Consider the following 22,747-nt stretch of genomic DNA (forward strand, 5'->3'; position numbering starts at 1 on the left):
AGGACGAAACCCGAGTGAACGGGTTCGGCGTCGATATGGGCGAGGGAGGTCCTAGACTTGAACCTTTCTTTCAGGTTCCGTCCAGGATCGGGGCTTACAGTCGCAGTGAAGTACCCCCCGTTGTCATCCAGGTGAGGAAACCGATTTGGGGCGGACCATGGAGCTCGGAGTGGCACGTGTGGAGATCACGGACACCTGCGGGACGCTGACGTTCCCCGACGAGGTCGACCTGAGCAACGGCGAGGCGATCCTCGAGCAGGCCGTGCGGCTCCTCGACTCCGGGACGCCCGCCCTCATCCTCGATCTCAGCGGCTGCACGTTCTGCGACTCCAACGGCCTCAACGTCATCACCCGCTCGCAGATGCGGGCGAGCGAGCTGGGCGTCCCCATGTGGGTGGTACTGCCGGCGCGCGGGCTCGTCCGCCGGGTGTCGGACGTGGCCGGGCTGCAGCGCCGCGTCGCGATCGCACCGGACGTGGCGACCGCGCGGGAGGCGCTCGCCGCGCACCGCTGACCCCCTGCCCGCCCCCCGTCAGCGGTCGAGGACGCGGTCGATCCAGGTGTCGGCGGTGCCGAGCAGGAGGCGGCCCGCGCCGAGGACGCTGGCGTCGCGGCCGGCGCGCGAGGTGGCGATCTCCAGGTTGCGGGTGGCGAGCGGCAGGCAGCGCTCGTAGATGACGCCCCGGATGGTGGCGACGAGGGGTTCGGCGTTCGACAGGCTGCCGCCGATGACGAGCGCGTCGGGGTTGAAGAAGTTCACGAGCGCGGTCAGCACGTCGCCGATGAGCCGGCCGGCGGTGCGGACGGCGCTGGTCGCCTGCGGGACGCCGTCGGTGACGAGGTCCACGATCTGCGACGGGTGCTCGACCGCGATGCCCTGCGCGGTGAGGGCCGCGGCGAGCGCCGCGCCGCTGGCGTGGGCCTCCAGGCAGTCGGGGTGGCCGCAGGAGCAGTCGACCGTCGCCTCCGACAGGATCCGCACGTGGCTGATGTCGCCGGCGGCGCCGCGGCCCCGGTGCAGCCGGCCGTCCACGATGACGCCGCAGCCGATGCCGCTGCCCAGCTTGATGACCATGAGGTTGTCGAGGGACGGCCAGGACCGGCGGTGCTCGCCGACCGCCATGAGGTTGGCGTCGTTCTCGACCAGGACGGGGACCCCGGTCAGCCCGCCGACGTGGTCGCGGACGGGGAAGTCGTTCCAGCCGGGCATCCGCGACGGCGAGACGACCTGGCCGGTCGCGGGGTCGACGGGGCCGGGCAGCCCGATGCCGACGCCGCGGACCGGGACGTCCGCCAGCCCGTGCCCGCGGGCCAGCGCGCGCAGGCTCTCGACGACCAGCGTCAGCGTGGCCTCGGGCCCGGCGGCGATGTCGCAGCGCAGGTCCGACACCGCGAGCGGCGTCCCGGCGAGGTCGGCGGCGGCGAGCCGGGCGTGGTGCGCGCCGAGGTCGGCGACCAGGAAGACGCCCGCCTCCCGGGCCAGCCGGAGGCGGCGGGGCCGCCGGCCCCCGCGCGAGGCCCCGGCGCCCTCCTCGGCGAACAGGCCGGCCGCGATGAGCTGCTCGACCCGCAGCGAGACGCTGGAGGCGGCGAGCCCGGACAGCCGGGCGAGCTCGGCCCGCGACTCCGCCCGGCCGGTCGCCACCAACCGCAGGAGCGCCGCCGGTTTGTCGTCCCCTCTGTTACGCACCCCAGATAGATAGCATGCGCGAACTTGGTACAGCAACGTGTTGACTTACGCCGATTTTTACATCTATCGTCGCGCTTAGCTTCGATATCGAAGGAAGTTGGATCGAAGGTGACCGAATGATCGAGGTGCGCGGGCTCAGCAAGCGCTTCGGCGGCCACACCGCGCTGCGCGATGTCGATCTCGACGTGGCGCGCGGCGAGGTGGTCGTGGTGATCGGCCCGTCCGGGTCGGGCAAGTCCACGCTCTGCCGGTGCCTGAACCGGCTGGAGACCCCGGACGCCGGCGTGATCCGCGTCGACGGGGAGGAGCTGCCCGCCGAGGGCCGCGCCCTCGCCCGCCTGCGCGCGGACGTCGGCATGGTGTTCCAGTCGTTCAACCTGTTCCAGCACAAGACCGTCCTGCAGAACATGACGCTGGCGCCGACGCGGGTACGCGGGCTGTCGCGTGAGGAGGCCGAGCGGCGCGGGCGCGAACTGCTCGACCGGGTGGGCATCGGCGAGCAGGCCGGCAAGCTGCCCGCGCAGCTGTCCGGCGGCCAGCAGCAGCGCGCCGCGATCGCCCGCGCGCTGGCGATGCGGCCGAAGGCGATGCTGTTCGACGAGCCGACCTCCGCGCTCGACCCCGAGATGGTCGGCGAGGTCCTCGACGTGATGACCGGTCTCGCCCGCGACGGCATGACGATGGTCGTCGTCACCCATGAGATGGGGTTCGCGCGCAAGGTCGCCGACCGCGTCGTGTTCATGGCGGACGGCGAGGTCGTCGAGTCCGGCACGCCGGCCGCCTTCTTCGACTCCCCCGCCACCGACCGGGCCCGGGACTTCCTGGCCAAGGTCCTCAGCCACTAGTGGCACCCCCGGCGCGCCGCCCATGGCGCGCCACCCGAGAAAGGTTGATGATCATGGTGCGTACCCCTGCGGGGCTGCGGCGGGCGGCGGTGGCCGCGGTCGCCGCGCTGTCGCTGACGGGCCTCGCGGCCTGCTCCGGCGGCGACTCCGACTCGGCCGTGCCCGGCGCCGGCGGCGGCAAGACCGACGACCTGCTCGCCTCCGCCCCGGTCGCCGCCGACATCCCGGCCGGCTCCACCATGGAGAAGATCAAGCAGCGCGGGGAGCTGATCGTGGGCGGCTCGCTGGACGCGCCGCTGCTGTCCCAGCAGAACCCGGCGGACAAGAAGGTCGAGGGACTGGACGCCGACTTCGGCCGGCTGCTCGCCAAGTACATCATCGGCAAGCCCAACGTGAAGATCGTCAACTCGGCGTCGGAGACGCGCGAGGCGCTGCTGTCCAACGGCACCGTGGACGTGGTCTTCCAGACCTACAGCATCACGCCGGAGCGGGCCAAGCAGGTCGCGTTCGCCGGGCCGTACTACAGCTCCGGCCTGGTCATCGCCACCAAGAAGGACGAGACGGGCATCAAGACCCCGGCCGACCTGAAGGGCAAGACGGTCATCGCGGGCGCCAACACCCCGGCGATCCCGGCGATCAAGAAGGCCGCCCCGGACGCCAAGATCGTCACGTTCGGCAGCGACCCCGAGTGCGTCCAGGCGCTCAAGCAGGGCCGCGGCGACGCCTACGTGCAGGACCAGGCCGTGCTGCTCGCCACCGCGAAGCAGGACCCGACCATCCAGATCCAGGGCGAGCCGTTCACCCAGGACCCGTACGGCATCGGCCTCAAGCACGGCGACGCCCAGATGAAGCAGTTCGTCAACGACTGGCTCAAGAAGATCCAGGAGTCCGGGCTGTGGGCGAAGGTCTGGAAGAACTCGATCGGGACGGTCGTCCAGGGTGAGGCCCCGCAGCCGCCCGCGATCGGCTCCGCGCCGGGCTCGGAGTAACCCCTCCTCCCATGGACGTCATCACCGACCACCTCGGGGAGTTCGGCGACGGGCTGCTGCTGACCGTCGAGCTGACGCTGCTGGCGCTCGCCGGCGCGCTCGCCGCCGGCGTCCTCGTCGCCGCGATGCGGGTGAGCCCGGTGCGGGTGCTGCGCGCCGCGGGCATGGCCTACGTCGAGCTCCTGCAGAACATCCCGCTGCTGGTCTGGCTGGTCATCGCCGTGTTCGGGCTCCCCGAGATCGGGGTGATCGCCGGGCTGTTCACCACCTCGGTCGTCGTCATCGCCCTCTACCAGGGGGCGTACATGGCCGAGGCGATCCGGTCCGGGATCAACGCGGTGCCGGCCGGGCAGGGCGAGGCCGCCCGCGCGCTCGGGCTGACGTTCGTCCAGTCGCTGCGGCTGGTCGTCCTCCCGCAGGCGCTGCGGACGGTCGTCCAGCCGCTCGGCAACATCGCGATCATGACGCTGATGAACACCGCGCTCGCGGCGGCGGTCGGCGTGGTGGAGCTGACCGCCGCCGCGAACCGGGTCAACCTGGCCGAGGCGCAGCCGATCTGGATCTTCGTGACGGCGGGCCTGGGCTACATGGCGCTGTCGGGGGTCTTCGGGCTGGTCACCGGCGGCCTCGAGCGGAAGCTGGCGATCCTGCGATGAAGAAGACCGCCGACGCCGGGAACTCCGCGCGGCTGCTGTTCGACGAGCCGGGGCCGCGCGCCCGCCGCCGCATCCGGATCACCACCGCGCTGACGCTGCTCGGCGGCGCCGTCCTCGTCGCGCTCGCGCTGAAGCAGTTCGCCGACAACGGCCAGCTCGCCGCCGACCGGTGGCGCCCGTACGGGACGTGGGTCATGTGGCGGTACCTCCTGGAGGGACTGCGCTCCACCCTGTACGCGGCGGCCGTGTCGATCGCGCTGGCCATGGCGGCGGGGATCGTGCTCGCGCTCGGCCGGGTCTCGCCGTCGCGGTGGCTGCGCGTCCCGTCCGCCGCCTATGTCGAGATCGTCCGGACGATCCCGGCGCTGCTGCTGGTCTACATCGTGCTGTTCGCGCTGCCGAGGTACGGCGTCGACCTGCCGCTGTTCTGGAAGCTCGTCGTGCCGCTGTCGGTGTCCAACGCCGCCGCGTTCGCGGAGATCTTCCGGGCCGGGATCCGGTCGGTGGAGCGCGGCCAGCTGGAGGCGGGCCTCGCGCTCGGCCTGACCCGCGGCCGCGCGATGCGGCTCATCGTGCTGCCGCAGGCGGCGCGGCGGGTGCTGCCGTCGCTGGTCAGCCAGTCCGCCGGGCTGCTGAAGGACACCTCGCTCGGGTACGTCGTCAGCTACGCCGAGCTGCTCTACAGCGGCAAGGTCCTCGCGAACTACAACCACCTGCTCATCCAGACCTACCTGGTGATCGCGCTGATCTACCTGGTGATCAACGCGTCGCTGGCCAAGCTCGCCCGGACGCTGGAGGCGCGGCAGCGCAACCGCCCGTCCCGCGCCGGCCGGGCCCCCGTCCGGGAGACCGTCCCGGCGGCGCAACCGTAACGAAGGAAGTCATGTACGAAGTTCTGGCCGAGGTCGTCCGGAACGGCTTCGTGGAGAGCCGCCACTACGGCAGCGTCGCGGGGCTCGCCTCCGACGGCTCGCTCGCCTACGCGCGCGGCGTCCCGGACGAGACCGTCCTGCCGCGCTCCACCACGAAGCCGTTCCAGGCGCTCGCCTGCCTGACGGCCGGCGCGCCCCTCGCCGGGGAGCGCCTCGCGATCGCGGCGGGCAGCCACACCGGCGAGGACTTCCACGTCAAGACGGTCGAGGCGATGCTCGCGGACGCCGGCCTCGGCGTGGACGCCCTGCGGTGCCCGCCGTCCTGGCCGGAGGACGAGCCGACGAAGGCGGCGCTCATCCGGGCCGGCGAGGGCGAGTCGCGGGTGCGGATGAACTGCTCCGGCAAGCACGCCGCCATGCTCGCCGCGTGCGCCGCGAACGGCTGGCCGGTCGACACCTACCTCGACCCGTCGCACCCGCTGCAGCAGCGGGTGCGGCAGGCCATGGCGGACGCCTCCGGCGAGGAGCCGGCGCCCGTCGCGATCGACGGCTGCGGCGCGCCGCTGTTCGGGCTGACGCTGACGGGCCTCGCCCGCGCCGCGCGCTCGCTCGTGCTGTCCGACGGGTCCCGTCCGGTCGCGGACGCGATGCGCGCCCACCCCGAGTACGTCGGCGGGACGGGGCACGCCAACACCGAGTTCATGCGGGCGCTGCCCGGCACGGTCGCCAAGGGCGGCGCCGAGGGCGTGTTCATCGCCGCGACCGCCGACGGCCGCGCCGTCGCGGTGAAGGTCATCGACGGCAGCCCCCGCGCCACCACCGCCATCGCGCTGCGCGCGCTCGCCGCGCTCGGCGCCGACACCGGCCCGGCCGACCCGCTCGGCACCGTCCCGGTGCTCGGCGGCGGGCACCGGGTCGGCGAGATCCGCACCACCGAGATCGGCACCACCGAAAACCGCACCACCGGGGAAGGACGTTCGTGAGCCTCACCTACGAGATCTGCATCGACAGCGTCGCGGGCGCGATCGCCGCCGAGAAGGCGGGCGCGCACCGCGTCGAGCTGTGCGCGGCGCTGTTCGAGGGAGGGCTCACCCCGACCCTGGGCACGGTCCGCGCCGCGCTCGCGGCCGTGTCGTCGATCAAGGTGAACGTCATCATCCGCCCGCGCGGCGGCGACTTCATCTTCGACGAGCACGAGGTCGCGGCGATGGAGCACGACACGGCCCTCGTCCGGGAGGCGGGCGCGGACGGCATCGTGATCGGCGCGCTGACCCCGGAGGGGACGGTCGACCGGCCGGTGGCGGAGCGGCTCATCGCGGCGGCGGGCGGGCTGCCCGTCACCTTCCACCGCGCGTTCGACATGGCCGCCGACCCGTTCGCCGCGCTGGAGGAGCTGATCGACCTCGGCGTCGCCCGCGTCCTCACCTCCGGGCAGGACGTGAGCGTGCTGGAGGGCGCGCCGCTCATCGCCGAGCTGGTCGAGCGCGCCGGCGACCGCATCATCGTCATGCCCGGCGGCGGTGTCACGGACCGCAACGTCGCGCGGATCGTCGCGGCGACCGGCGCCCGCGAGATCCACTTCGCGGCGCTCAGCGAGGAGCCGAGCCCGGCCGTGCACCGCAACCCGTACCCGTTCATGGGCGGGGAGCTGCGGCAGCCGGAGTACCGGCGGCTCGTCACCACCGACGCCGGCGTCGCCTCGGTCATCCGCGCCGCCGGCTGACCGCGCCCGCCCCGCTCCCCGGCACGGCAGTTCTTTGCATGATCTTGTCGCGCCGGGGATGGCCGGAGGTTGCGGACGGGGCATGGATGTCTGCGACCGGCGCCGGAGGGACGGCGCCGAGAGCGGGAGCGGGCACATGCAGGTGAAGCTGGAGGCCGAACTCGGGCGCATTCCGATTCTGGACGTGTCGCCGGTGGTGGGGTGCGGCCGGTGGCCGGCGAAGGCCGTGGTGGGTGAGACGGTCGAGGTGTCGGCGACGGTGTTCCGGGAGGGGCACGAGCGGCTGGGCGCGGCGGTGGTGCTGCGCACGCCGGGCGGCGAGGAGCTGCCGGGTGAGCGGATGGCCGAGGTCGGTGCGGGGCTGGACCGGTGGTCGGCGCTGGTGACGCCGACGGAGCTGGGGTCGTGGTCGTTCCGGGTGGAGGCGTGGGGCGACCCGATCGCGCACTGGTGGCACGACGCGCAGATCAAGGTGCCGCGCGGCCAGGACGTCGAGCTCATGCTCGCCGAGGGCGCGGCGCTGTTCACCCGGGCCGCGGGCGAGGTCCCCGCGAAGGACCGGCGCGTCCTGACCCGGCTCACGCGCCTGCTGGCGGACGAGGACGCGGACGCCCTCGAACGGCTCGCCGCCGCAGGGGAACCGACCGTGATGGACGTGGTGCGGCGCCACCCGCTGCGGGATCTGCTGACGGTGTCGGACTGGTACCCCCTGGTCGTGCACCGCCAACGCGCCCTCTACGGCGCCTGGTACGAATTCTTCCCCCGCTCCGAAGGCGCCACCTTCGACCCCATGGGACGCCGCGGGCCGACGTCGGGGACGTTCCGCACCGCGATGAAACGCCTGCCCGCGATCGCCGACATGGGCTTCGACGTCGTCTACCTCCCACCGATCCACCCGATCGGGACCACGTACCGCAAAGGACCCAACAACACCCTGGACGCCGGCCCCTACGACCCCGGCTCCCCCTGGGCCATCGGCTCACCCGACGGCGGCCACGACACCGTCCACCCCGACCTGGGCACCCTCGACGACTTCGACGCCTTCGTCGCCCACGCCGGCGACCACGGCCTCGAAATCGCCCTGGACCTGGCGTTGCAATGCTCCCCCGACCACCCCTGGGTCCACCAGCACCCCGAATGGTTCACCCACCGCGCCGACGGCACCATCGCCCACGCCGAGAACCCGCCCAAGAAATACCAGGACATCTACCCCCTCAACTTCGACACCGACCCCGACGGCCTCTACACCGAGATCAAACGCATCCTCCACCACTGGATGGACCACGGCGTCCGCATCTTCCGCGTCGACAACCCCCACACCAAACCCGCCGCGTTCTGGGAACGCCTCCTGGCCGACATCCACACCACCGACCCCGACGTCCTCTTCCTCGCCGAAGCCTTCACCCGCCCCGCCACCATGCACACCCTCGCCAAAATCGGCTTCCACCAGTCCTACACCTACTTCACCTGGCGCAACACCGCCGACGAACTCACCACCTACCTCCAAGAACTCACCGGCCCCGCCGCCGCCCACATGCGCCCCAACCTGTTCACCAACACCCCCGACATCCTCAACCAATACCTCCAGCACGGCGGCCGCCCCGCCTTCGAGATCCGCGCCGTCCTCGCCGCCCTCCTCTCCCCCACCTGGGGCATCTACAGCGGCTACGAACTCTGCGAGAACACCCCCGTCCGCCCCGGCAGCGAGGAATACCGCGACTCCGAGAAATACCAGTACCGCCCCCGCGACTGGGACACCGCCGACCGCACCGGCACCACCATCGCCCCCCTCATCACCCAACTCAACACACTCCGCAACACCCACCCCGCCCTCCAGCAACTCCGCAACCTCCACTTCCACCACATCGACCAACCCGAACTCCTCGCCTTCTCCAAACGCCACCTCCACGACGCGGTCCTGGTGATCGTCAACCTCAACCCCCACCAACCCCGCGAAGCCACCGTCCACCTCGACCTCCCCGCCCTCGGCCTCCCCGACGACCCCCACCGACCCCACACCGTCACCGACCAACTCGACGGCGCCACCTACACCTGGACCCAGTCCAACTACGTGCGGCTCGACCCGCGCACGAAGCCCGCACACATCCTCACGTTCCAGGGGAACGGCGGACGTGTGCGGGCCAGTGGGGTCCGGTCGGACGGGAGCATGGCCGGGGCGGACGGGACGACCGCGAGGTCGCGCCGGAGTTCGCCGCGGCCCGCGGCCCGGCCGTCCCGGAGCCGGCGCCGGACGGGCGGCAGCTGAGCCGTCAGGCCGGCCCGGCGCCGCCGAGCAGGCGGTCCTCGATGGAGCGGCAGCCGGTGAACACCAAGCCGAGCCCCTCCCGGTCGATGATCTCGCGGAGCCGGGCCGGCAGCGCGGGCAGCGCCAGGCAGCCGCCCTCGGCGGCGACGCGCCAGCGGATGCCGAGCAGGATCGGCAGCGGGTCGCAGCGGATGCCGAGGCGCTCGTGCATCCGCACCATGAGGTGCCGCAGGTTGCCCTCGACCAGCGTGGTCAGCGTCTCCCCGAGGCGGGGCACCGTGACCTCGTCCAGCACGCCGGACAGGTGGACGACCGTGTGGTCGCCGTCCCCGGCCTCCGTCGTGGTGATCATCAGCTCGGACGGCGCGGGCGGCGTCGGTGTCAGCCCGGCGTCCCCCGGATGCAGGGCGCGGATGGCGTCGAGCACGTGCGTGGTGTCGACGTCCCCCGCCGGCGCGGGCGGGACGGGCGTGCCGGTCGCCGACGCGACGTCCGGGAACACCGGCACGAGCTGCGCGAGCCCGGTGAGGTGCAGCGCCCGCCGCACGTGCGCGGACAGGGCGGGCACCACGGCGCGCAGCGGGCAGCCGAGCAGCTGCGCGCGGGTCTCGGCGCGGGCCAGCAGGACCAGCCCGGCCGCGTCCAGCAGCACGGTGTCACCGAAGTCGACGACGACCCCCGTGCGCCGCCGCCCCTGCGTCCGGCCGCCGGCGGCCATGGACAGGGCCCTGCTCACCCCCTCCCGGACGCCCGCGTAGTTCTGCCAGCTGATCTGCGCGGGCAGGCTGAGCACGATGAACCCTCGCCGGGTCTCGATGCCGAGGCCCGGCATGGTCGTGTCCTTCATGCGTCACATCCCGATCGGAGTTCCGGCGGCCGCGGGCGCGGGCCGGTGCGGGGCGGGCAGGGAGGAGCCGGGCGGTCTGGACACCGTCCGGCCGTCCGGATAGGGCGGCCGGCCGCCCCGCACGACACCGGTCAGCCGGGACGCGGCGAGGCGTTCGATGGTCCCCTCCTCGGGCCGCACCCCGAGATGGGTGCAGCAGCACCACAGGTCGTCGACGCAGCGGCGCACGTTCTCAGCCGGAATGTCGGCGAAGCGAACGCGCAGCCGCGCCACGAGGGAATCGCGTGTCGGTACGACCGATGGCGACTTCTCCCAGCGCTCCACTGTCCCTCCGATCACTTTGGACGGAAAACCGAAAACCGTCCGAACGGATCAGAACCCGCCGGTGGGGGCGGGTTCTGAGCTTGGAAGCGACCTACCCGGGGCCTGGGATGGAAAAAGCGACGAACCTAAAAACACGGACATGACACAACCGTCGCGCGGCAAGTCTTCGACAGCCGGAGCACCAGCGAACGAGCCGTGCACAGCCGGGTTTTTGCGCGACTTTCCCGGGCCGTGCCCGGCCGGGTGCCGGGCGATGACCCGTCCCGGCCGGGGACGGCGGCCGGCGGTCCCGCGCGGCCCGGGCGAACTGCCCCGGGCATTGCCGCCGCACGTCCGGCGGACGGGGCCGCCGGGCAACCGAAACCGCCGCACCGGTCACGCTCCGTACTGAATCTTTTACGGATGGTTGCCTGTCGCGAACGTCCCCCGCGCCGGTGGCGGGCATTGCTGATCTAGATGTCTCCAACACACCCGGGGTGACCCATGCACGGCCTGCCGAACGACTCCGCCCGCAGCACATCCGACCAGGTCACCGCGCCCGAGGCGGAGACGGGAACCGGCGCGGGCGGCGGCCCGCGCGCCGCCGGCGGCACCGGCCCCGCCCGGCCGGCCGGCGGGTCCGCGGCGGGAGCGGCGCCGGCCGCCGGGGCCGTCCCCGACCCGTTCGACGAGGGCACTCCGCGCACGCCCCACTGGTTCAAGACGGCGGTGTTCTACGAGGTCTCGGTGCGGGGATTCGCCGATTCCAACAACGACGGCTACGGCGACCTGCGCGGCCTCATCTCCAGACTCGACCACCTGCAATGGCTCGGCATCGACTGCCTGTGGCTGCTGCCCATCTACCAGTCACCGCTCAAAGACGGCGGCTACGACATCGCGAACTACACCAGCATCCTGCCGGACTTCGGGGAACTCGGCGATTTCGTCGAACTCATCGAGCAGGCCCATGCGCGCGGTATCCGGGTGATCGCGGACCTGGTGATGAACCACACCTCCGACCAGCACCCCTGGTTCCAGGCCTCCCGCACCGACCCCGACGGCCCCTTCGGCGACTTCTACATGTGGGCCGACGACGACACCGGCTACCCCGACGCCCGCATCATCTTCGTCGACACCGAGCAGTCCAACTGGACCTACGACCCCGTCCGCGGCCAGTACTACTGGCACCGCTTCTTCACCCACCAACCCGACCTCAACTACGACAACCCCGACGTCCAGGACGCCATGCTGGAGAACCTGCGCTTCTGGCTCGACCTGGGCATCGACGGATTCCGCCTCGACGCCGTCCCCTACCTGTACGCCCGCGAAGGCACCAACTGCGAGAACCTCCCCGAAACCCACACCTACCTCAAACGCGTCCGCGCCGAAGTCGACCGCCTCTACCCCGACCGCGTCCTGCTCGCCGAAGCCAACCAATGGCCCGCCGACGTCGTCGAGTACTTCGGCGACCCCGCCGCCGGCGGCGACGAATGCCACATGGCCTTCCACTTCCCCGTCATGCCCCGCATCTTCATGGCCGTCCGCCGCGAACAGCGCTACCCCATCTCCGAGATCATGGCCCAGACCCCCAAAATCCCCGAATCCTGCCAATGGGGAATCTTCCTGCGCAACCACGACGAACTCACCCTGGAGATGGTCACCGACGAAGAACGCGACTACATGTACACCGAATACGCCAAAGACCCCCGCATGAAAGCCAACATCGGCATCCGCCGCCGCCTGGCCCCCCTCCTGGACAACGACCGCAACCAACTCGAACTCTTCACCGCCCTCCTGCTCTCCCTCCCCGGCTCACCCGTCCTGTACTACGGCGACGAGATCGGCATGGGCGACAACATCTGGCTCGGCGACCGCGACGCCGTCCGCACCCCCATGCAATGGACCCCCGACCGCAACGCCGGCTTCTCCACCTGCGACCCCGCCCGCCTCTACCTCCCCGTCATCATGGACCCCATCTACGGCTACCAGGCCGTCAACGTCGAAGCCCAGGCCAACAACCCCGGCTCCCTGCTGCACTGGACCCGCAAAATGATCGAGATCCGGCAGCGCCACCCCGTCTTCGGCGTCGGCTCCTACGTCGAACTCTCCGCCTCCAACCCCTCCGTCCTCGCCTTCACCCGCGAGATCACCGAGGACGAGAGCCCGTGGGGCGAGATGGACACGGTCCTGTGCGTCAGCAACCTGTCCCGCTTCCCGCAGCCGGTCGAACTGGACATGCGGCGCTTCGAGGGCTACTCCCCCGTCGAGTGCATGGGCGGCGTCCAGTTCCCCGCCATCGGGGAGCTCCCGTACCTGCTGACGCTTCCCGGGCACGGCTTCTACTGGTTCCAGCTGCTCCCGCCGGACGACGCGGGCACGGACCGGATCGTGGGCGCGGGAAGGACCGTCTGACATGCTGCCACCCCGAGCGGAGCTGATCCGGGACCTCGCGGAGTGGCTGCCCAGGCAGCGCTGGTTCGGCGGCAAGGACGGCCCCATCGACGAACTGTCCATCGGCACCGCCACCGAGCTGCGCACCGGCGACCCCGCCCTGCACCACCTCGTCCTCGACGTCCGCCAGAACGGCACCACCGACCACTACCAGCTCCTGCTCGGCGTCCGGCGGCACCTCCCCGACCGGCTCCGGCACGTGGAGATCGGCCGCGACACCGGCGGTTCGGGCGGTTCGGGCGGTTCGAGCGGGACGAGGGCGCGCACGTACGACGCCGCCCACGACCCGGATCTGACCCGGACGCTGCTGGCCGCACTGGCGGACGGGGCGTCGATCGGGCCGCTGCGCTTCCACCACGCCGGCGGCGCCCGCATCCGGACGGACCTGGCGAGCCTGCCCATCACCGCCGAGCAGAGCAACACCTCGCTGCTGTTCGGGGACGCCTACATCTGCAAGCTGTTCCGCAGGCTGAGCCAGGGCGTGAACCTCGACCTGGAGGTCAACCTCGCCCTCACCCGCCAGGGCTGCGAGCACGTCCCGGCCGTCCACGGCTGGATCGAGCTCGACGCCGGCGAGCCCGGCGCGGAGCCGGTCACGCTGGCGCTGCTGTCGGACTACCTGCACACCGGCGCGGACGGTTGGAGCCTCGCGATCGCGAGCGTGCGCGACTGGTTCGCCTACCCGCTGCCGTCCGGGGACGAGTGGGCGGAGCTGGACGCCTCCGTCGCCGGCGGCGACTTCGCCGCCGAGGCCGAGCGGCTCGGCGCCGCCACCGCCCAGGTGCACCGGGCGCTCGCCGACGCGTTCGGCGTGCGGACCGTCCCCGCCGCCGAGGTGCGCGCGCTGGCCGCCCGGATGAACGCCGAGCTGACCGCGACCTGCCGGGCGGTGCCCGGCCTCGCGCCGCACGCCAAGGCGCTCACCGGGGCGTTCCTGGACCTGGCCGGGCGGACCGCGCCGCTGGCCGTCCAGCGGGTGCACGGCGACTACCACCTCGGCCAGGTGCTGCGCACCGAGTCGGGGTGGGCGCTGCTGGACTTCGAGGGCGAGCCGGCCCGCACGCAGAGCGAGCGGCGGGCCCTCGCGCACCCGCTGCGCGACGTCGCCGGGATGCTGCGCTCCTTTGAGTACGCGGCGCGGTTCCTCATCACCAAGGCCGGCACGGTGCCGACCGAGTCGGGGCCGCACCTGGAGACCCGGGCGCACGCGTGGGCGGCGCGCAACCGCGCCGCGTTCTGCCGCGGCTACGCGGCGGCCGGCGGCGCCGACCCGGCCGCGCATTCGGTGCTGATGCACGCGTTCGAATTCGAGAAGGCCGTCTACGAGGTGCGCTACGAGGCGCGGAACCGGCCGGCCTGGCTGCCCGTTCCGCTGACCTCGCTCGCCCATCTGACCGCTTGATCAAAGACACTGAAGAATGCGGCTAATTCCGCACCATGATCATGTAAAATCGGCCGGTTCTCTCAATTCCCCGGCGATCAACGGGTACCCGAACTCTCGGCAGGATGATGATCACCTGCCGACGCGATACCCGGCAATGGGGAACGGAGAGAACGGGAATGTCCATCGCACGCCATTCACATGAGGACGCGGCCGGAAGCGGAGCATTCGGCGGCCATAGCGGCGGCACCCGGGCCGCGGGCCGAAAACGGGGCCTGCTCCGGGCGGCCGTCACCGCGGTGGCGACCGGCGCCGCGCTGGCGGTTCCGCTGAGCGCGCCCGCGCCCGCGGCGATCAACCCGTCGGTGCTGCGGAGCCTGCACCTGGACTCCGCCACGCTGGCGAGGGTGAAGGCGTACGACCGGTACCGGACGCGCGAGGCGTCCCAGCGCACGAAGGCCGCGAAGGCGCTCCGGTTCGCCCGCAAGCAGATCGGCAAGCCCTACCGGTGGGGCGCCGACGGGCCCGGCGGCTACGACTGCTCCGGTCTGGCGATGGCGGCGTGGCGCAAGGCGGGCGTGAAGATCCCGCGCGTCACCTACGCCCAGTACCGCAAGGTCGACCGCAAGGTGAAGTACGGCGCCCTCAAGCCGGGCGACCTCATCTTCTTCCACGGCCGCAGCCATGTCGGCCTCTTCGTCGGGCACGGGCGGTTCCTGCACGCGCCGCACTCGGGCGCGAAGGTCCGCATCGACAAGATCAGCAAGCGGCGCAAGCGGCAGTTCGCCGGCGCGGTCCGGCCGGGCGCCCCGGCCTACAAGCAGTTCCCGGCCTCGGTGCGGGAGCTGGTCGAGAAGATCGACCGGATGAGCGCGGAGAAGCGCGCGGATCAGCCGCCAGATAAGGGGCGGACCCCCCAAATTCCGCCACCATCTGACACAGTTCCCAATTCACCCAAGAATCCCCCGATCACCACCCCCGGACACACTCCGGCGGACAAGGCCGCTCCACCCGGCCGCCCCGCCCAGAAGCCGGACGATCCCGCGGCCCAGGCCCCGCGAAGCGACGCACCGTCGGACAAGACACGGCCTGAACCGAGGCCCCGCACACAAGCGGCCTCCACGGCGCCCGCACAGCGGCGCCCCTTCTACCAGCACCGCGTATGGGCGAAGTACACGGGTCCCTACGACTACCTGCCGACAGTGTCCGGCAGACCGCTCTGACCGCACGCACCACTCGCACGCACGACTCGTGCGCACCACAGGCACCGCCGCCGCGGACCCCGCGGCGGCGGTGCCGCGCTCGCGGCGGGAGCGATCCCGGCGGCCGGGGGACGAAGGCGGCAGACCGTGCTAAGTTGCACTGAAAACCGTTTTCATTCTCGGGAGCCTCTCATGACCTCTCTTCAGCGTGCCCGCGTCACCGGGGCGGGCGCCCTCCTCGCCGTCTCGGCGCTGCTGGCGGCCGGATGCGGATCGTCGTCGGACGCCGGGGCGGCCGAGGAGAAGGGCGGCACGGTGTCCGTCGTCGCCTCGACGAACGTCTACGGCGACATCGCCCGGCAGATCGGCGGCGGCAAGGTGAAGGTGACGTCGTTCATCACCGACCCCGCGCAGGACCCGCACTCGTTCGAGGCGGGGACGCGCACCCGGCTCGCGCTGTCGGAGGCCGGGGTCGTCATCGAGAACGGCGGCGGCTACGACGACTTCATGGACACGCTGCTCAAGGGCGCGGGGTCCAAGGCGACCGTGCTCAACGCCGTCGAGGTCTCCGGGCGGACCGCGCCGGCCGGCGAGGAGCTGAACGAGCACGTCTGGTACGACCTGCCGTCCGTCGGCCGGCTCGCCGACCGGATCTCCGCCGCGCTCGCCGAGGCCGACCCGGACGACGCGAAGACGTACACGGCGAACGCCGGCGCCTTCAAGGCCAAGCTGAAGACCCTTGAGGGGAAGGCGGCCGCGCTCAAGGCCGCGCACGCGGGCGACGGCGTCGCCATCACCGAGCCCGTCCCCGTCTACCTGCTGGAGGCGGCCGGGCTGGAGAACCGGACGCCCGAGGAGTTCAGCGAGGCGGTCGAGGAGGAGGGCGACGTCCCGCCCCGCGCCATGCGCGACATCCTCGCGCTGCTCACCGGCAAGAAGGTGAAGGCGCTCGTCTACAACTCCCAGACCAGCGGACCGCAGACCGAGCAGGTCGAGAAGACCGCCAAGGAGAGCGGCGTGCCCGTCGTGCCGGTCACCGAGACGCTGCCCGAGGGCACCGACTACATCACCTGGATGGACGGCAACATCGCCGCGCTGGGGAAGGCGCTGTCGTGATAGCCATGCGCGACGCCGCCCTCTCCTACGGGGAGCGGACGGTGTGGAAGGGGCTGGACCTCGATGTGGCGGCGGGCGAGTTCCTCGTCGTCCTCGGGCACAACGGGTCGGGCAAGACCAGCCTGCTGCGGGTGCTGCTCGGGCTGCAGCGGCTGACGGCGGGGACGGTCACCGTGCAGGGGCGCCCGCCGCGCCGGGGCAGCGACCTCGTCGGCTACGTCCCGCAGCACCGGGCCGTCCCGCCGCACACCCCGCTGCGGGCCCGCGACCTGGTGCGGTTCGGCATCGACGGGCACCGGTGGGGGCCGCGGCGCCGCCCCCGGGAGGCGCGCCGCCGGGTCGAGGAGGCGCTGCGCGACGTGGGCGCCGCGGCCTACGCGGACGTCCCGCTCGACGTGCTGTCGGGCGGCGAGCTGCAGCGGGTCCGGATCGCGCAGGCGCTCGCGACCGGGCCGCGCATCCTGCTGTGCGACGAGCCCCTCGCGTCGCTGGACGCCGAGCACCAGCGGATCGTGGCCGGGCTCGTCGAGCGGCGCCGCCGCGAGCACGGCACGGCGGTCGTGTTCGTCACGCACGAGGTCGAGCCCGTCGCGCCGTTCGCCGACCGGGTGCTGGAGCTGGGTGAGGCGGCGTGAGCTGGCACGAGATCTGGCACGAGATCTTCAACTTCGAGGACTACGGGGCGCTGCTCGGGCTCGTCCGCAACTCGCTCATCGCGGGCGCCGTGCTCGGGCTCGTCGGCGGGCTCGCCGGCACGTTCGTCATCATGCGCGACCTCCCGTTCGCCGTGCACGGCATCAGCGAGCTGTCGTTCGCCGGCGCGGCGGGCGCGCTGCTGCTCGGCCTGAGCGTGGCGGGCGGCTCGGTCGTGGGCGCGCTGGCCGCCGCGGCGCTGATCGGGCTGCTCGGCGCGAAGGCGCGCGACCGCGGCTCGGTCATCGGCGTGCTGATGCCGTTCGGGCTGGGGCTCGGCGTGCTGTTCCTGTCCCTCTACAAGGGCCGGTCGGCCAACAAGTTCGGCCTGCTCACCGGGCAGATCGTCGCGATCGACACGCCGCGGCTGTCGTGGCTGCTCGGCACGTCGGCGGTCGTGCTGGTGTGCCTCGCGCTCATGTGGCGCCCGCTGGCGTTCGCCAGCCTCGACCCGGACGTGGCGGCGGCGCGGGGCGTCCCGGTGCGGGCGCTCGCGCCGGCGTTCACGCTCGTGCTCGGGCTCGCGGTCGCGGTGTCGGTGCAGGTGGTCGGGGCGCTGCTGGTGCTCGCGCTGCTCTGCACGCCGGCCGCAGCGGCGGTGCGGGTCACCGCGTCGCCGGTGCTCGTACCGGTGCTGAGCACGGTGTTCGCGACCGTGTCGGTGGTGGGCGGGATCCTGCTGTCGATCGGCTCCAGCATCCCCGTCAGCCCGTACGTGACGACGATCTCGTTCGCGCTGTACGCGGTGTGCCGCGCGGCCGGGGCGGTCCGCGCGCGGCGGGGCTGGACGGCGCGGCGCGCCGCGCCGCGCCCGGACGCGGTGCCCGCCTGATCGTTCCCACAGGAACTCTTGGTGCCCGCCCGGTGCCGCGCGCCGGGCGGGCACTCCACCGCGTCCGACGTTCCGGACATGCCGGATCAGTGATCACCGGGTCGTTGCGATTCGCTTACCCGCCCGTGGGCATCGCCGCAGGCCGCAAGGGCATCAACAAGACTCTTGCGACTTTCGGGGCGATTGGGAGGGACGCGATGTGGGATTTCGCGGGCCGTGACACCGCTATCGACCTGGGCAGCGACACCGTGCGCATGCACGTGCGGGACCGCGGCGTGGTGTGCCGCGAGCCGTCCGTGCTCGCCCGCTCCCGGGACACCGGGCACATCCTCGCGCTGGGGCGGCCCGCGCGGGAGATGGCCGGGCGCAACCCCGACGTCACGCTCGTCAGGCCGATCCGGGCGGGTGCGCCGACCGAGACCGACGAGGCCGAGTACCTGATGCGGCACCTCGTCCGCCGGCACCACCGCCGCCACTACACCGCCCGCCCCCGGCTCGTCGTCACGGTGCCGAGCGGGATGACCTCCGTGCACTACCGGGCCCTGCAGTTCTCCGCCTACCAGGCCGGCGCGCGGCGCCTCACGCTCGTGCCGACGCCCATCGCCGCGGCGATCGGGATGGGGATGACCTCGTCCACGCGGCCCGAGATCGCCGTCATCGCCTGCGTCGGCGCGGACGTCACCGACACCGGCGTCATCGCGTTCGGCGGGCTCGTCACCTCGCACACCGCCCGCGTCGGCGGCTCCGCGCTGGACCGCGCGATCGTCGCGATGGTCCGGCGCGAGCACGGCGTGGCGCTGTCGCAGTCCGCCGCCGAGCGGGCGAAGCTGGAGGTCGGGGCGGTGCCGCCGCTCGGCCGGCGGCCGGTCCGGCAGACCGTGGTGACCGGCCGCGACATCAGCACCGGGATGCCGCGCGAGGTCGTCCTGACCACGCTGGACATCGGCCGCGCGATCGCCGGGCCGGTGACGGAGATCGTGGACGCGATCCGGGCGGGCCTCACCGGCTGCTCCCCCGAGATCTCCGGCGACCTGGTCAGCGTCGGCATCACGCTCACCGGCGGCTGCGCGCAGCTGCCCGGCCTGGAGCGGATGATCCGGGAGCGGACCGGGCTGGAGGCGCGGATCGGCGACGACACCGGCGACGCGGCGGTGCTCGGCGCCGGGGAGGTGCTGCGCTCGGCCGGCAGCGGCGAGCCGTCGGCGCGCAAGTCCTCGCCGCGCCCGCACGTGCTGACCACCCTGCCCGAGTACTGAGCACCCTGCCCGGGCCGGCGGGCGCGTCGCCCCGGACCGGCGCCCGGTTAGACTGCGCCGTCATGAGCGACGCGCCCGGCCTCGACGGCCCCGGAAGCCCCCGCCTGGAGGAGGTGTCGGACGGGATCTTCGCCTACGTCCAGCCCGACGGCACCTGGTGGATCAACAACACCGGGTTCCTCGCCGGGGCGCGCGGGGTCGTCAGCGTCGACGCGTGCTCGACCGAGCGCCGCACCCGCGCCTACCTGGAGGCGATCCGGTCGGTGTCGGACCGGCCCGTCCGGACGCTGGTCAACACCCACCACCACGGCGACCACACGTTCGGCAACTACCTGTTCCCCGGCGCCACCATCGTCGGCCACGAGCGGACTCGGGAGGGCGCGCTCGCCTGGGGCCGGCCGTTCGACGAGCCGTTCTGGACGAAAGTGGACTGGGGCGACGTCGAGATCGAGCCGCCGTTCCTCACCTACGCCGACGGCGTGACGCTGTGGGTGGACGACCTGCGCTGCGAGGTCCGGCATGTGGGGACGCCCGCGCACACCACCAACGACTCCATCGTCTGGATCCCGGGCCGCCGCGTCCTGTTCTGCGGCGACCTGCTGTTCAACGGCGGCACCCCGTTCCTGATGCAGGGGTCGGTCGCCGGGGCGATCCGGGTGCTGGAGGAGGTGGTCGCCCCGCTCGGCGCGGAGACGATCGTCCCCGGGCACGGCCCGGTCGGCGGCCCCGAGCTGATCGACGGCGTCATCGCCTACGCGCGGTTCGTGCAGGCGACGGCCGCCGCGGCGAAGCCGGCCGGGCTGTCGCCGCTGGAGGCCGCGCGGGAGGCCGGGCTCGGCCCGTTCGCGGAGCTGACCGACGCCGAGCGGCTCGTCGGCAACCTGCACCGCGCCTACGCCGAGCTGGACGGCCTCGCACCGGGCGGCGAGATCGACATCGCCGCCGCCCTCGGCGACATGATCGCCTACAACGGCGGCCGTCCCCTCACCTGCCGCGCCTGACCCGGCCGGGCCGCCGCCGGACGAGGCGCCGCAGGAGGGGCGGCAGCCGGATCGCACCGGGCGGCGCGGGCACGTCGTACCGGCCGGCGCCGCTCCACACCGCCGCCCGCGCCTCGGCCGCGTCCACGCCGGCGAACATGAGCACGTCCACGGCCGCCATCCGCAGCGCGGCGGCCGCGTCCCGGCCGGAGGCGACGCTCTCCAGGTCCGGGTCGCCGGCCCGCGCCGCCAGCGCGACCGCCCGCTCGGCGGCGCGCCGGCGGGCGGCGTGGCCGCCTGGGTCGGCGGCCAGGTCGCGCACGATCGCGGCGAGGTCCGCGACGGCCGGGACGAGCGTGCGGCGCTGCTCCGGGCCGGCGGTGAGCGCGGTGCGCGCCACGAGGACGCCGCTCCCGCCGAGCAGGTCGAGCCGGGCGGCGGCCGCGGCCTCCCGCGCCGTCACGGCGCGCCGCGTCCGCCACGCCAGCGAGTACCGCGGCACGGACGTGCTGGCCTCGGCGGCGCGGGCGAGTTCGGCGAGCCTGTCGCGCTGCTCGCGCAGCCGGTTCAGCGCCTCCTCGCGCAGCGGGTCGTCGTCCTCGCGCAGCGCCCGGACGGTGCGGTCGAGCCCGTCGGCCATGCCGTCCAGGGCGGCGCTCTCGGCACGCCGCAGCAGCGCGAGGGGCTCGGGGGTGAACAGCAGCTGGCTGAACACCAGCGCGACGCCCGCGCCGATCAGCGCGTCCACGATCCGGAAGGGGCCCGCCTGCCCGCCCGCGGAGGTGACGGTGAGGATCGCGGACGCGGCGGACTGCGCGACCACCAGCGCCGACTCGGTGACCGCGCGGGCCAGCACCATCGAACCGAACACGGCGAGGGCCAGGGTGCCGTAGCCGCCGCCGAGCGCGAGCACGGTCAGCTCGCCGAAGCCGATGCCCAGCACCACGCCGGCCAGCAGCCGCACCGCGTTGACCCCGCGCCGGCCGCGCGCGGTGTTCAGCGCGACGACCGCGGCGATCGGCGCGAAGAAGGGGTCGGTGTGCGGGCCGAACAGCTTCGCGATGATCCAGGCGAGGGTCGCGGCGGCGGTCTGCTGCGCGATCGGCCACGCCCCGGACCGCACCCGCCGCCAGGCGTCGGCGCCGCCCGCCCGCAGCCGCGCCCGGCCGGGCGTCATCCAGCGGTGGCGCCGCCCCGCCGGCGGCCGAAGCGGCGGAGCAGGTCGGCGTCCACCTCGGCGAACTCGCGCCCCCGCGTCTCCGGGACGAACCGCGCCGTGAACAGCAGCCCGGCCAGCGCGATCGCCGCGAAGATCCAGAACGTCTCGCCCTCGCCGATCACCTTCGCGATGGGCAGGAACACCAGGCTCACCACGAAGTTGGAGGCCCAGTTGACGGCGGTGGACGCGCCGGAGCCGGTCGCGCGGGCCGGCCCGGGGAAGATCTCGCCGATGATCGCCCAGAAGACGGGCCCCATCCCGACGGCGAACCCGGCGATGTAGAGGACCATGAACACCAGCGACGGCCCGGCCGGCCAGCCGGCCACGAACGCCAGCCCCAGCAGCACCATCGTGACCGTCATCGCCCCGAGCGAGAACAGCAGCAGGGCCCGGCGGCCGGCCCGCTCGATGAGCCGCACCGCCACCACCGTCATCAGCAGGTTGATGACGCCGATGGCGATGGAGTAGTAGATCGAGTTGGCGGCGCTCAGCCCGGTCCGCTCGATGATCGTCGGCGCGTAGTAGATGATCGTGTTGATCCCGCCGAACTGCTGGACGGCGGCGAGCACGACGCCGACGGTCAGCGCGGGCCGGATCCGGGCCGACAGCAGGGCCCGCCACCCCGAGCGCCCGCCGTCCTCGCGGGACCGGTCCCGCGCCGCCGCGAGCCGCCGTTCGATGAGCCGGTCGGCGGTGTCCTCGTCGGTGACCGAGGCGATCAGCCGGCGGGCCCGCGCCCGGCCGCGGCGGCCGCCGGCGGCGAGCAGCCACGCCGGGGACTCCGGGATCCACCAGAGCGCCGCGGCGACCATCACCAGGGCGGGCACGGCGCCGCAGGCGATCATCGCGCGCCAGTCGCCGGGGCCGGCGAACGCGACGTTGACCATGTAGGCGACGAGGATGCCGACCGTGATGAGCAGCTGGTTCAGGGTCAGCACGCTGCCCCGGATCGCGGGCGGGGCGATCTCGGAGAGGTAGACCGGGACGGTCGCGGAGGCGGCGCCCACGGCGAGCCCGAGGACGAGCCGGCCGCCGAGCAGCATCGGCAGCCCGGTCGCCAAGGCCGCGATCGCGGTCCCGGCGAGGAAGACGAGCCCTTCGACGCCGAGCGCCCGGCGCCGGCCGATCCGGTCGGCGAGGCGGCCGGACAGCAGCGCGCCCGCCATGGCGCCGAGCACCAGGAGGCTGACGACGCTGCCCTGCTCGAAGGAGTTGAGGGAGAAGTCGGTCCGGATGAACAGCAGCGCACCGGAGATCACGCCGGTGTCGAAGCCGAACAGGAAGCCCCCGACGGCGATCAGGACCGCCCATCTCCAGATCTTGCGCAGCCCTTCGGGCGTGACCTCCTCGAGCGGTCCCTCGTGAATCCGCGCCCGCGAAAAACCCTGCATGTGCGCCCCCCACCGCGCATTACCCAGAGTCTCCG

21 protein-coding genes are annotated in these 22,747 nt (G+C 73.0%); 16 read left to right on the plus strand and 5 right to left on the minus strand.

Annotated elements, in window-relative coordinates; genetic code table 11:
* Positions 1-169 precede the first annotated feature (169 nt).
* Entirely contained in the window at positions 170-514 is a 345-nt protein-coding gene (locus HUT06_RS26850) for an STAS domain-containing protein (protein ID WP_217711476.1), read from the plus strand.
* An 18-nt stretch (positions 515-532) separates the two neighbouring features.
* On the opposite strand, the gene HUT06_RS26855 is transcribed toward HUT06_RS26850, so the two are convergent.
* Positions 533-1,690 (minus strand): ROK family protein, encoded by a 1,158-nt coding sequence (locus tag HUT06_RS26855; protein WP_217711477.1) that lies wholly within the window; start codon positions 1,688-1,690, stop codon positions 533-535.
* A gap of 116 nt (positions 1,691-1,806) precedes the next feature.
* On the opposite strand from HUT06_RS26855, the gene HUT06_RS26860 reads away from it, so the two are divergent.
* The 7 genes from HUT06_RS26860 to HUT06_RS26890 all read left to right on the plus strand — a co-directional run bounded on the left by HUT06_RS26860 (position 1,807) and on the right by HUT06_RS26890 (position 9,041).
* Entirely contained in the window at positions 1,807-2,535 is a 729-nt protein-coding gene (locus HUT06_RS26860; protein ID WP_176198246.1) for an amino acid ABC transporter ATP-binding protein, read from the plus strand.
* 53 nt (positions 2,536-2,588) lie between these two features.
* Entirely contained in the window at positions 2,589-3,524 is a 936-nt protein-coding gene (locus HUT06_RS26865) for a glutamate ABC transporter substrate-binding protein (protein ID WP_176198247.1), read from the plus strand.
* Positions 3,525-3,535: 11 nt separating this feature from the next.
* Positions 3,536-4,180, plus strand: a complete 645-nt coding sequence (locus HUT06_RS26870) for an amino acid ABC transporter permease (RefSeq protein WP_138635229.1) — start codon at positions 3,536-3,538, stop codon at positions 4,178-4,180.
* The gene (locus HUT06_RS26875) at positions 4,177-5,052 is read left to right on the plus strand and encodes an amino acid ABC transporter permease (protein WP_176198248.1); all 876 of its coding nucleotides are present in this window, start codon (positions 4,177-4,179) and stop codon (positions 5,050-5,052) included. Before HUT06_RS26870 ends, HUT06_RS26875 begins: the two co-directional genes overlap by 4 nt.
* A gap of 11 nt (positions 5,053-5,063) precedes the next feature.
* On the plus strand, positions 5,064-6,035 hold the full coding sequence (locus HUT06_RS26880; RefSeq protein ID WP_176198249.1) for an asparaginase: 972 nt from the start codon (positions 5,064-5,066) through the stop codon (positions 6,033-6,035).
* Entirely contained in the window at positions 6,032-6,775 is a 744-nt protein-coding gene (locus HUT06_RS26885; RefSeq protein ID WP_176198250.1) for a copper homeostasis protein CutC, read from the plus strand. Before HUT06_RS26880 ends, HUT06_RS26885 begins: the two co-directional genes overlap by 4 nt.
* Positions 6,776-6,911: 136 nt before the next feature.
* Positions 6,912-9,041: an alpha-1,4-glucan--maltose-1-phosphate maltosyltransferase gene (locus HUT06_RS26890; RefSeq protein ID WP_217711823.1), complete on the plus strand. Its 2,130-nt coding sequence runs from the start codon at positions 6,912-6,914 to the stop codon at positions 9,039-9,041.
* A gap of 4 nt (positions 9,042-9,045) precedes the next feature.
* Here the strand turns inward: HUT06_RS26890 and HUT06_RS26895 are convergent, their stop codons facing one another.
* Positions 9,046-9,888 carry an STAS domain-containing protein gene (locus HUT06_RS26895; RefSeq protein ID WP_176198252.1) on the minus strand — a complete coding sequence of 281 codons (843 nt, stop codon included), beginning with the start codon at positions 9,886-9,888 and terminating at the stop codon, positions 9,046-9,048.
* A 3-nt stretch (positions 9,889-9,891) separates the two neighbouring features.
* A complete protein-coding gene (locus HUT06_RS26900) occupies positions 9,892-10,161 on the minus strand; it encodes a hypothetical protein (RefSeq protein WP_176198253.1) in 270 nt (89 codons plus the stop codon).
* Between the two features lie 534 nt (positions 10,162-10,695).
* Here HUT06_RS26900 and treS point away from each other — a divergent pair.
* From treS to HUT06_RS26940, 8 genes are all read left to right on the plus strand, one after another.
* A complete protein-coding gene (gene treS / locus HUT06_RS26905; protein WP_254715400.1) occupies positions 10,696-12,603 on the plus strand; it encodes a maltose alpha-D-glucosyltransferase in 1,908 nt (635 codons plus the stop codon).
* 1 nt (position 12,604) lies between these two features.
* Complete coding sequence (locus tag HUT06_RS26910) at positions 12,605-14,044, plus strand: aminoglycoside phosphotransferase (protein WP_176198254.1); 1,440 nt, start codon at positions 12,605-12,607, stop codon at positions 14,042-14,044.
* Positions 14,045-14,202: 158 nt separating this feature from the next.
* The gene (locus HUT06_RS26915; RefSeq protein WP_176198255.1) at positions 14,203-15,246 is read left to right on the plus strand and encodes a C40 family peptidase; all 1,044 of its coding nucleotides are present in this window, start codon (positions 14,203-14,205) and stop codon (positions 15,244-15,246) included.
* A gap of 171 nt (positions 15,247-15,417) precedes the next feature.
* Positions 15,418-16,341, plus strand: coding sequence for a metal ABC transporter solute-binding protein, Zn/Mn family (locus HUT06_RS26920; RefSeq protein ID WP_176198256.1), 924 nt, complete (start codon positions 15,418-15,420; stop codon positions 16,339-16,341).
* A 5-nt stretch (positions 16,342-16,346) separates the two neighbouring features.
* Positions 16,347-16,976: a metal ABC transporter ATP-binding protein gene (locus HUT06_RS26925; protein WP_176198257.1), complete on the plus strand. Its 630-nt coding sequence runs from the start codon at positions 16,347-16,349 to the stop codon at positions 16,974-16,976.
* Positions 16,973-17,866: a metal ABC transporter permease gene (locus HUT06_RS26930; RefSeq protein WP_176198258.1), complete on the plus strand. Its 894-nt coding sequence runs from the start codon at positions 16,973-16,975 to the stop codon at positions 17,864-17,866. Before HUT06_RS26925 ends, HUT06_RS26930 begins: the two co-directional genes overlap by 4 nt.
* Before the next feature lie 197 nt (positions 17,867-18,063).
* A complete protein-coding gene (locus tag HUT06_RS26935) occupies positions 18,064-19,122 on the plus strand; it encodes a rod shape-determining protein (protein ID WP_176198259.1) in 1,059 nt (352 codons plus the stop codon).
* 62 nt (positions 19,123-19,184) lie between these two features.
* Positions 19,185-20,123, plus strand: a complete 939-nt coding sequence (locus HUT06_RS26940; RefSeq protein ID WP_176198260.1) for an MBL fold metallo-hydrolase — start codon at positions 19,185-19,187, stop codon at positions 20,121-20,123.
* On the opposite strand, the gene HUT06_RS26945 is transcribed toward HUT06_RS26940, so the two are convergent.
* Positions 20,107-21,279 (minus strand): aromatic acid exporter family protein, encoded by a 1,173-nt coding sequence (locus tag HUT06_RS26945; RefSeq protein WP_176198261.1) that lies wholly within the window; start codon positions 21,277-21,279, stop codon positions 20,107-20,109. The genes HUT06_RS26940 and HUT06_RS26945 overlap by 17 nt on opposite strands.
* Positions 21,276-22,712, minus strand: coding sequence for a sugar porter family MFS transporter (locus HUT06_RS26950; protein ID WP_176198262.1), 1,437 nt, complete (start codon positions 22,710-22,712; stop codon positions 21,276-21,278). The genes HUT06_RS26945 and HUT06_RS26950 overlap by 4 nt, the downstream gene beginning before the upstream one ends.
* Positions 22,713-22,747 lie beyond the last annotated feature (35 nt).

The sequence above is a fragment of the Actinomadura sp. NAK00032 genome, from assembly GCF_013364275.1.
GTDB lineage: Bacteria > Actinomycetota > Actinomycetes > Streptosporangiales > Streptosporangiaceae > Spirillospora.

Excerpts from the sequence above, each read along its gene's own strand:
- HUT06_RS26860 (WP_176198246.1), top strand. The coding sequence starts at position 1,807 with ATGATCGAGGTGCGCGGGCTCAGCAAGCGCTTCGGCGGCCACACCGCG.
- HUT06_RS26865 (WP_176198247.1), top strand. The coding sequence starts at position 2,589 with ATGGTGCGTACCCCTGCGGGGCTGCGGCGGGCGGCGGTGGCCGCGGTC.
- HUT06_RS26870 (WP_138635229.1), top strand. The coding sequence starts at position 3,536 with ATGGACGTCATCACCGACCACCTCGGGGAGTTCGGCGACGGGCTGCTG.
- HUT06_RS26875 (WP_176198248.1), top strand. The coding sequence starts at position 4,177 with ATGAAGAAGACCGCCGACGCCGGGAACTCCGCGCGGCTGCTGTTCGAC.
- HUT06_RS26880 (WP_176198249.1), top strand. The coding sequence starts at position 5,064 with ATGTACGAAGTTCTGGCCGAGGTCGTCCGGAACGGCTTCGTGGAGAGC.
- HUT06_RS26890 (WP_217711823.1), top strand. The coding sequence starts at position 6,912 with ATGCAGGTGAAGCTGGAGGCCGAACTCGGGCGCATTCCGATTCTGGAC.
- HUT06_RS26895 (WP_176198252.1), bottom strand. The coding sequence starts at position 9,888 with ATGAAGGACACGACCATGCCGGGCCTCGGCATCGAGACCCGGCGAGGG.
- treS (WP_254715400.1), top strand. The coding sequence starts at position 10,696 with ATGCACGGCCTGCCGAACGACTCCGCCCGCAGCACATCCGACCAGGTC.
- HUT06_RS26910 (WP_176198254.1), top strand. The coding sequence starts at position 12,605 with ATGCTGCCACCCCGAGCGGAGCTGATCCGGGACCTCGCGGAGTGGCTG.
- HUT06_RS26915 (WP_176198255.1), top strand. The coding sequence starts at position 14,203 with ATGTCCATCGCACGCCATTCACATGAGGACGCGGCCGGAAGCGGAGCA.
- HUT06_RS26920 (WP_176198256.1), top strand. The coding sequence starts at position 15,418 with ATGACCTCTCTTCAGCGTGCCCGCGTCACCGGGGCGGGCGCCCTCCTC.
- HUT06_RS26925 (WP_176198257.1), top strand. The coding sequence starts at position 16,347 with ATGCGCGACGCCGCCCTCTCCTACGGGGAGCGGACGGTGTGGAAGGGG.
- HUT06_RS26935 (WP_176198259.1), top strand. The coding sequence starts at position 18,064 with ATGTGGGATTTCGCGGGCCGTGACACCGCTATCGACCTGGGCAGCGAC.
- HUT06_RS26940 (WP_176198260.1), top strand. The coding sequence starts at position 19,185 with ATGAGCGACGCGCCCGGCCTCGACGGCCCCGGAAGCCCCCGCCTGGAG.
- HUT06_RS26945 (WP_176198261.1), bottom strand. The coding sequence starts at position 21,279 with ATGACGCCCGGCCGGGCGCGGCTGCGGGCGGGCGGCGCCGACGCCTGG.
- HUT06_RS26950 (WP_176198262.1), bottom strand. The coding sequence starts at position 22,712 with ATGCAGGGTTTTTCGCGGGCGCGGATTCACGAGGGACCGCTCGAGGAG.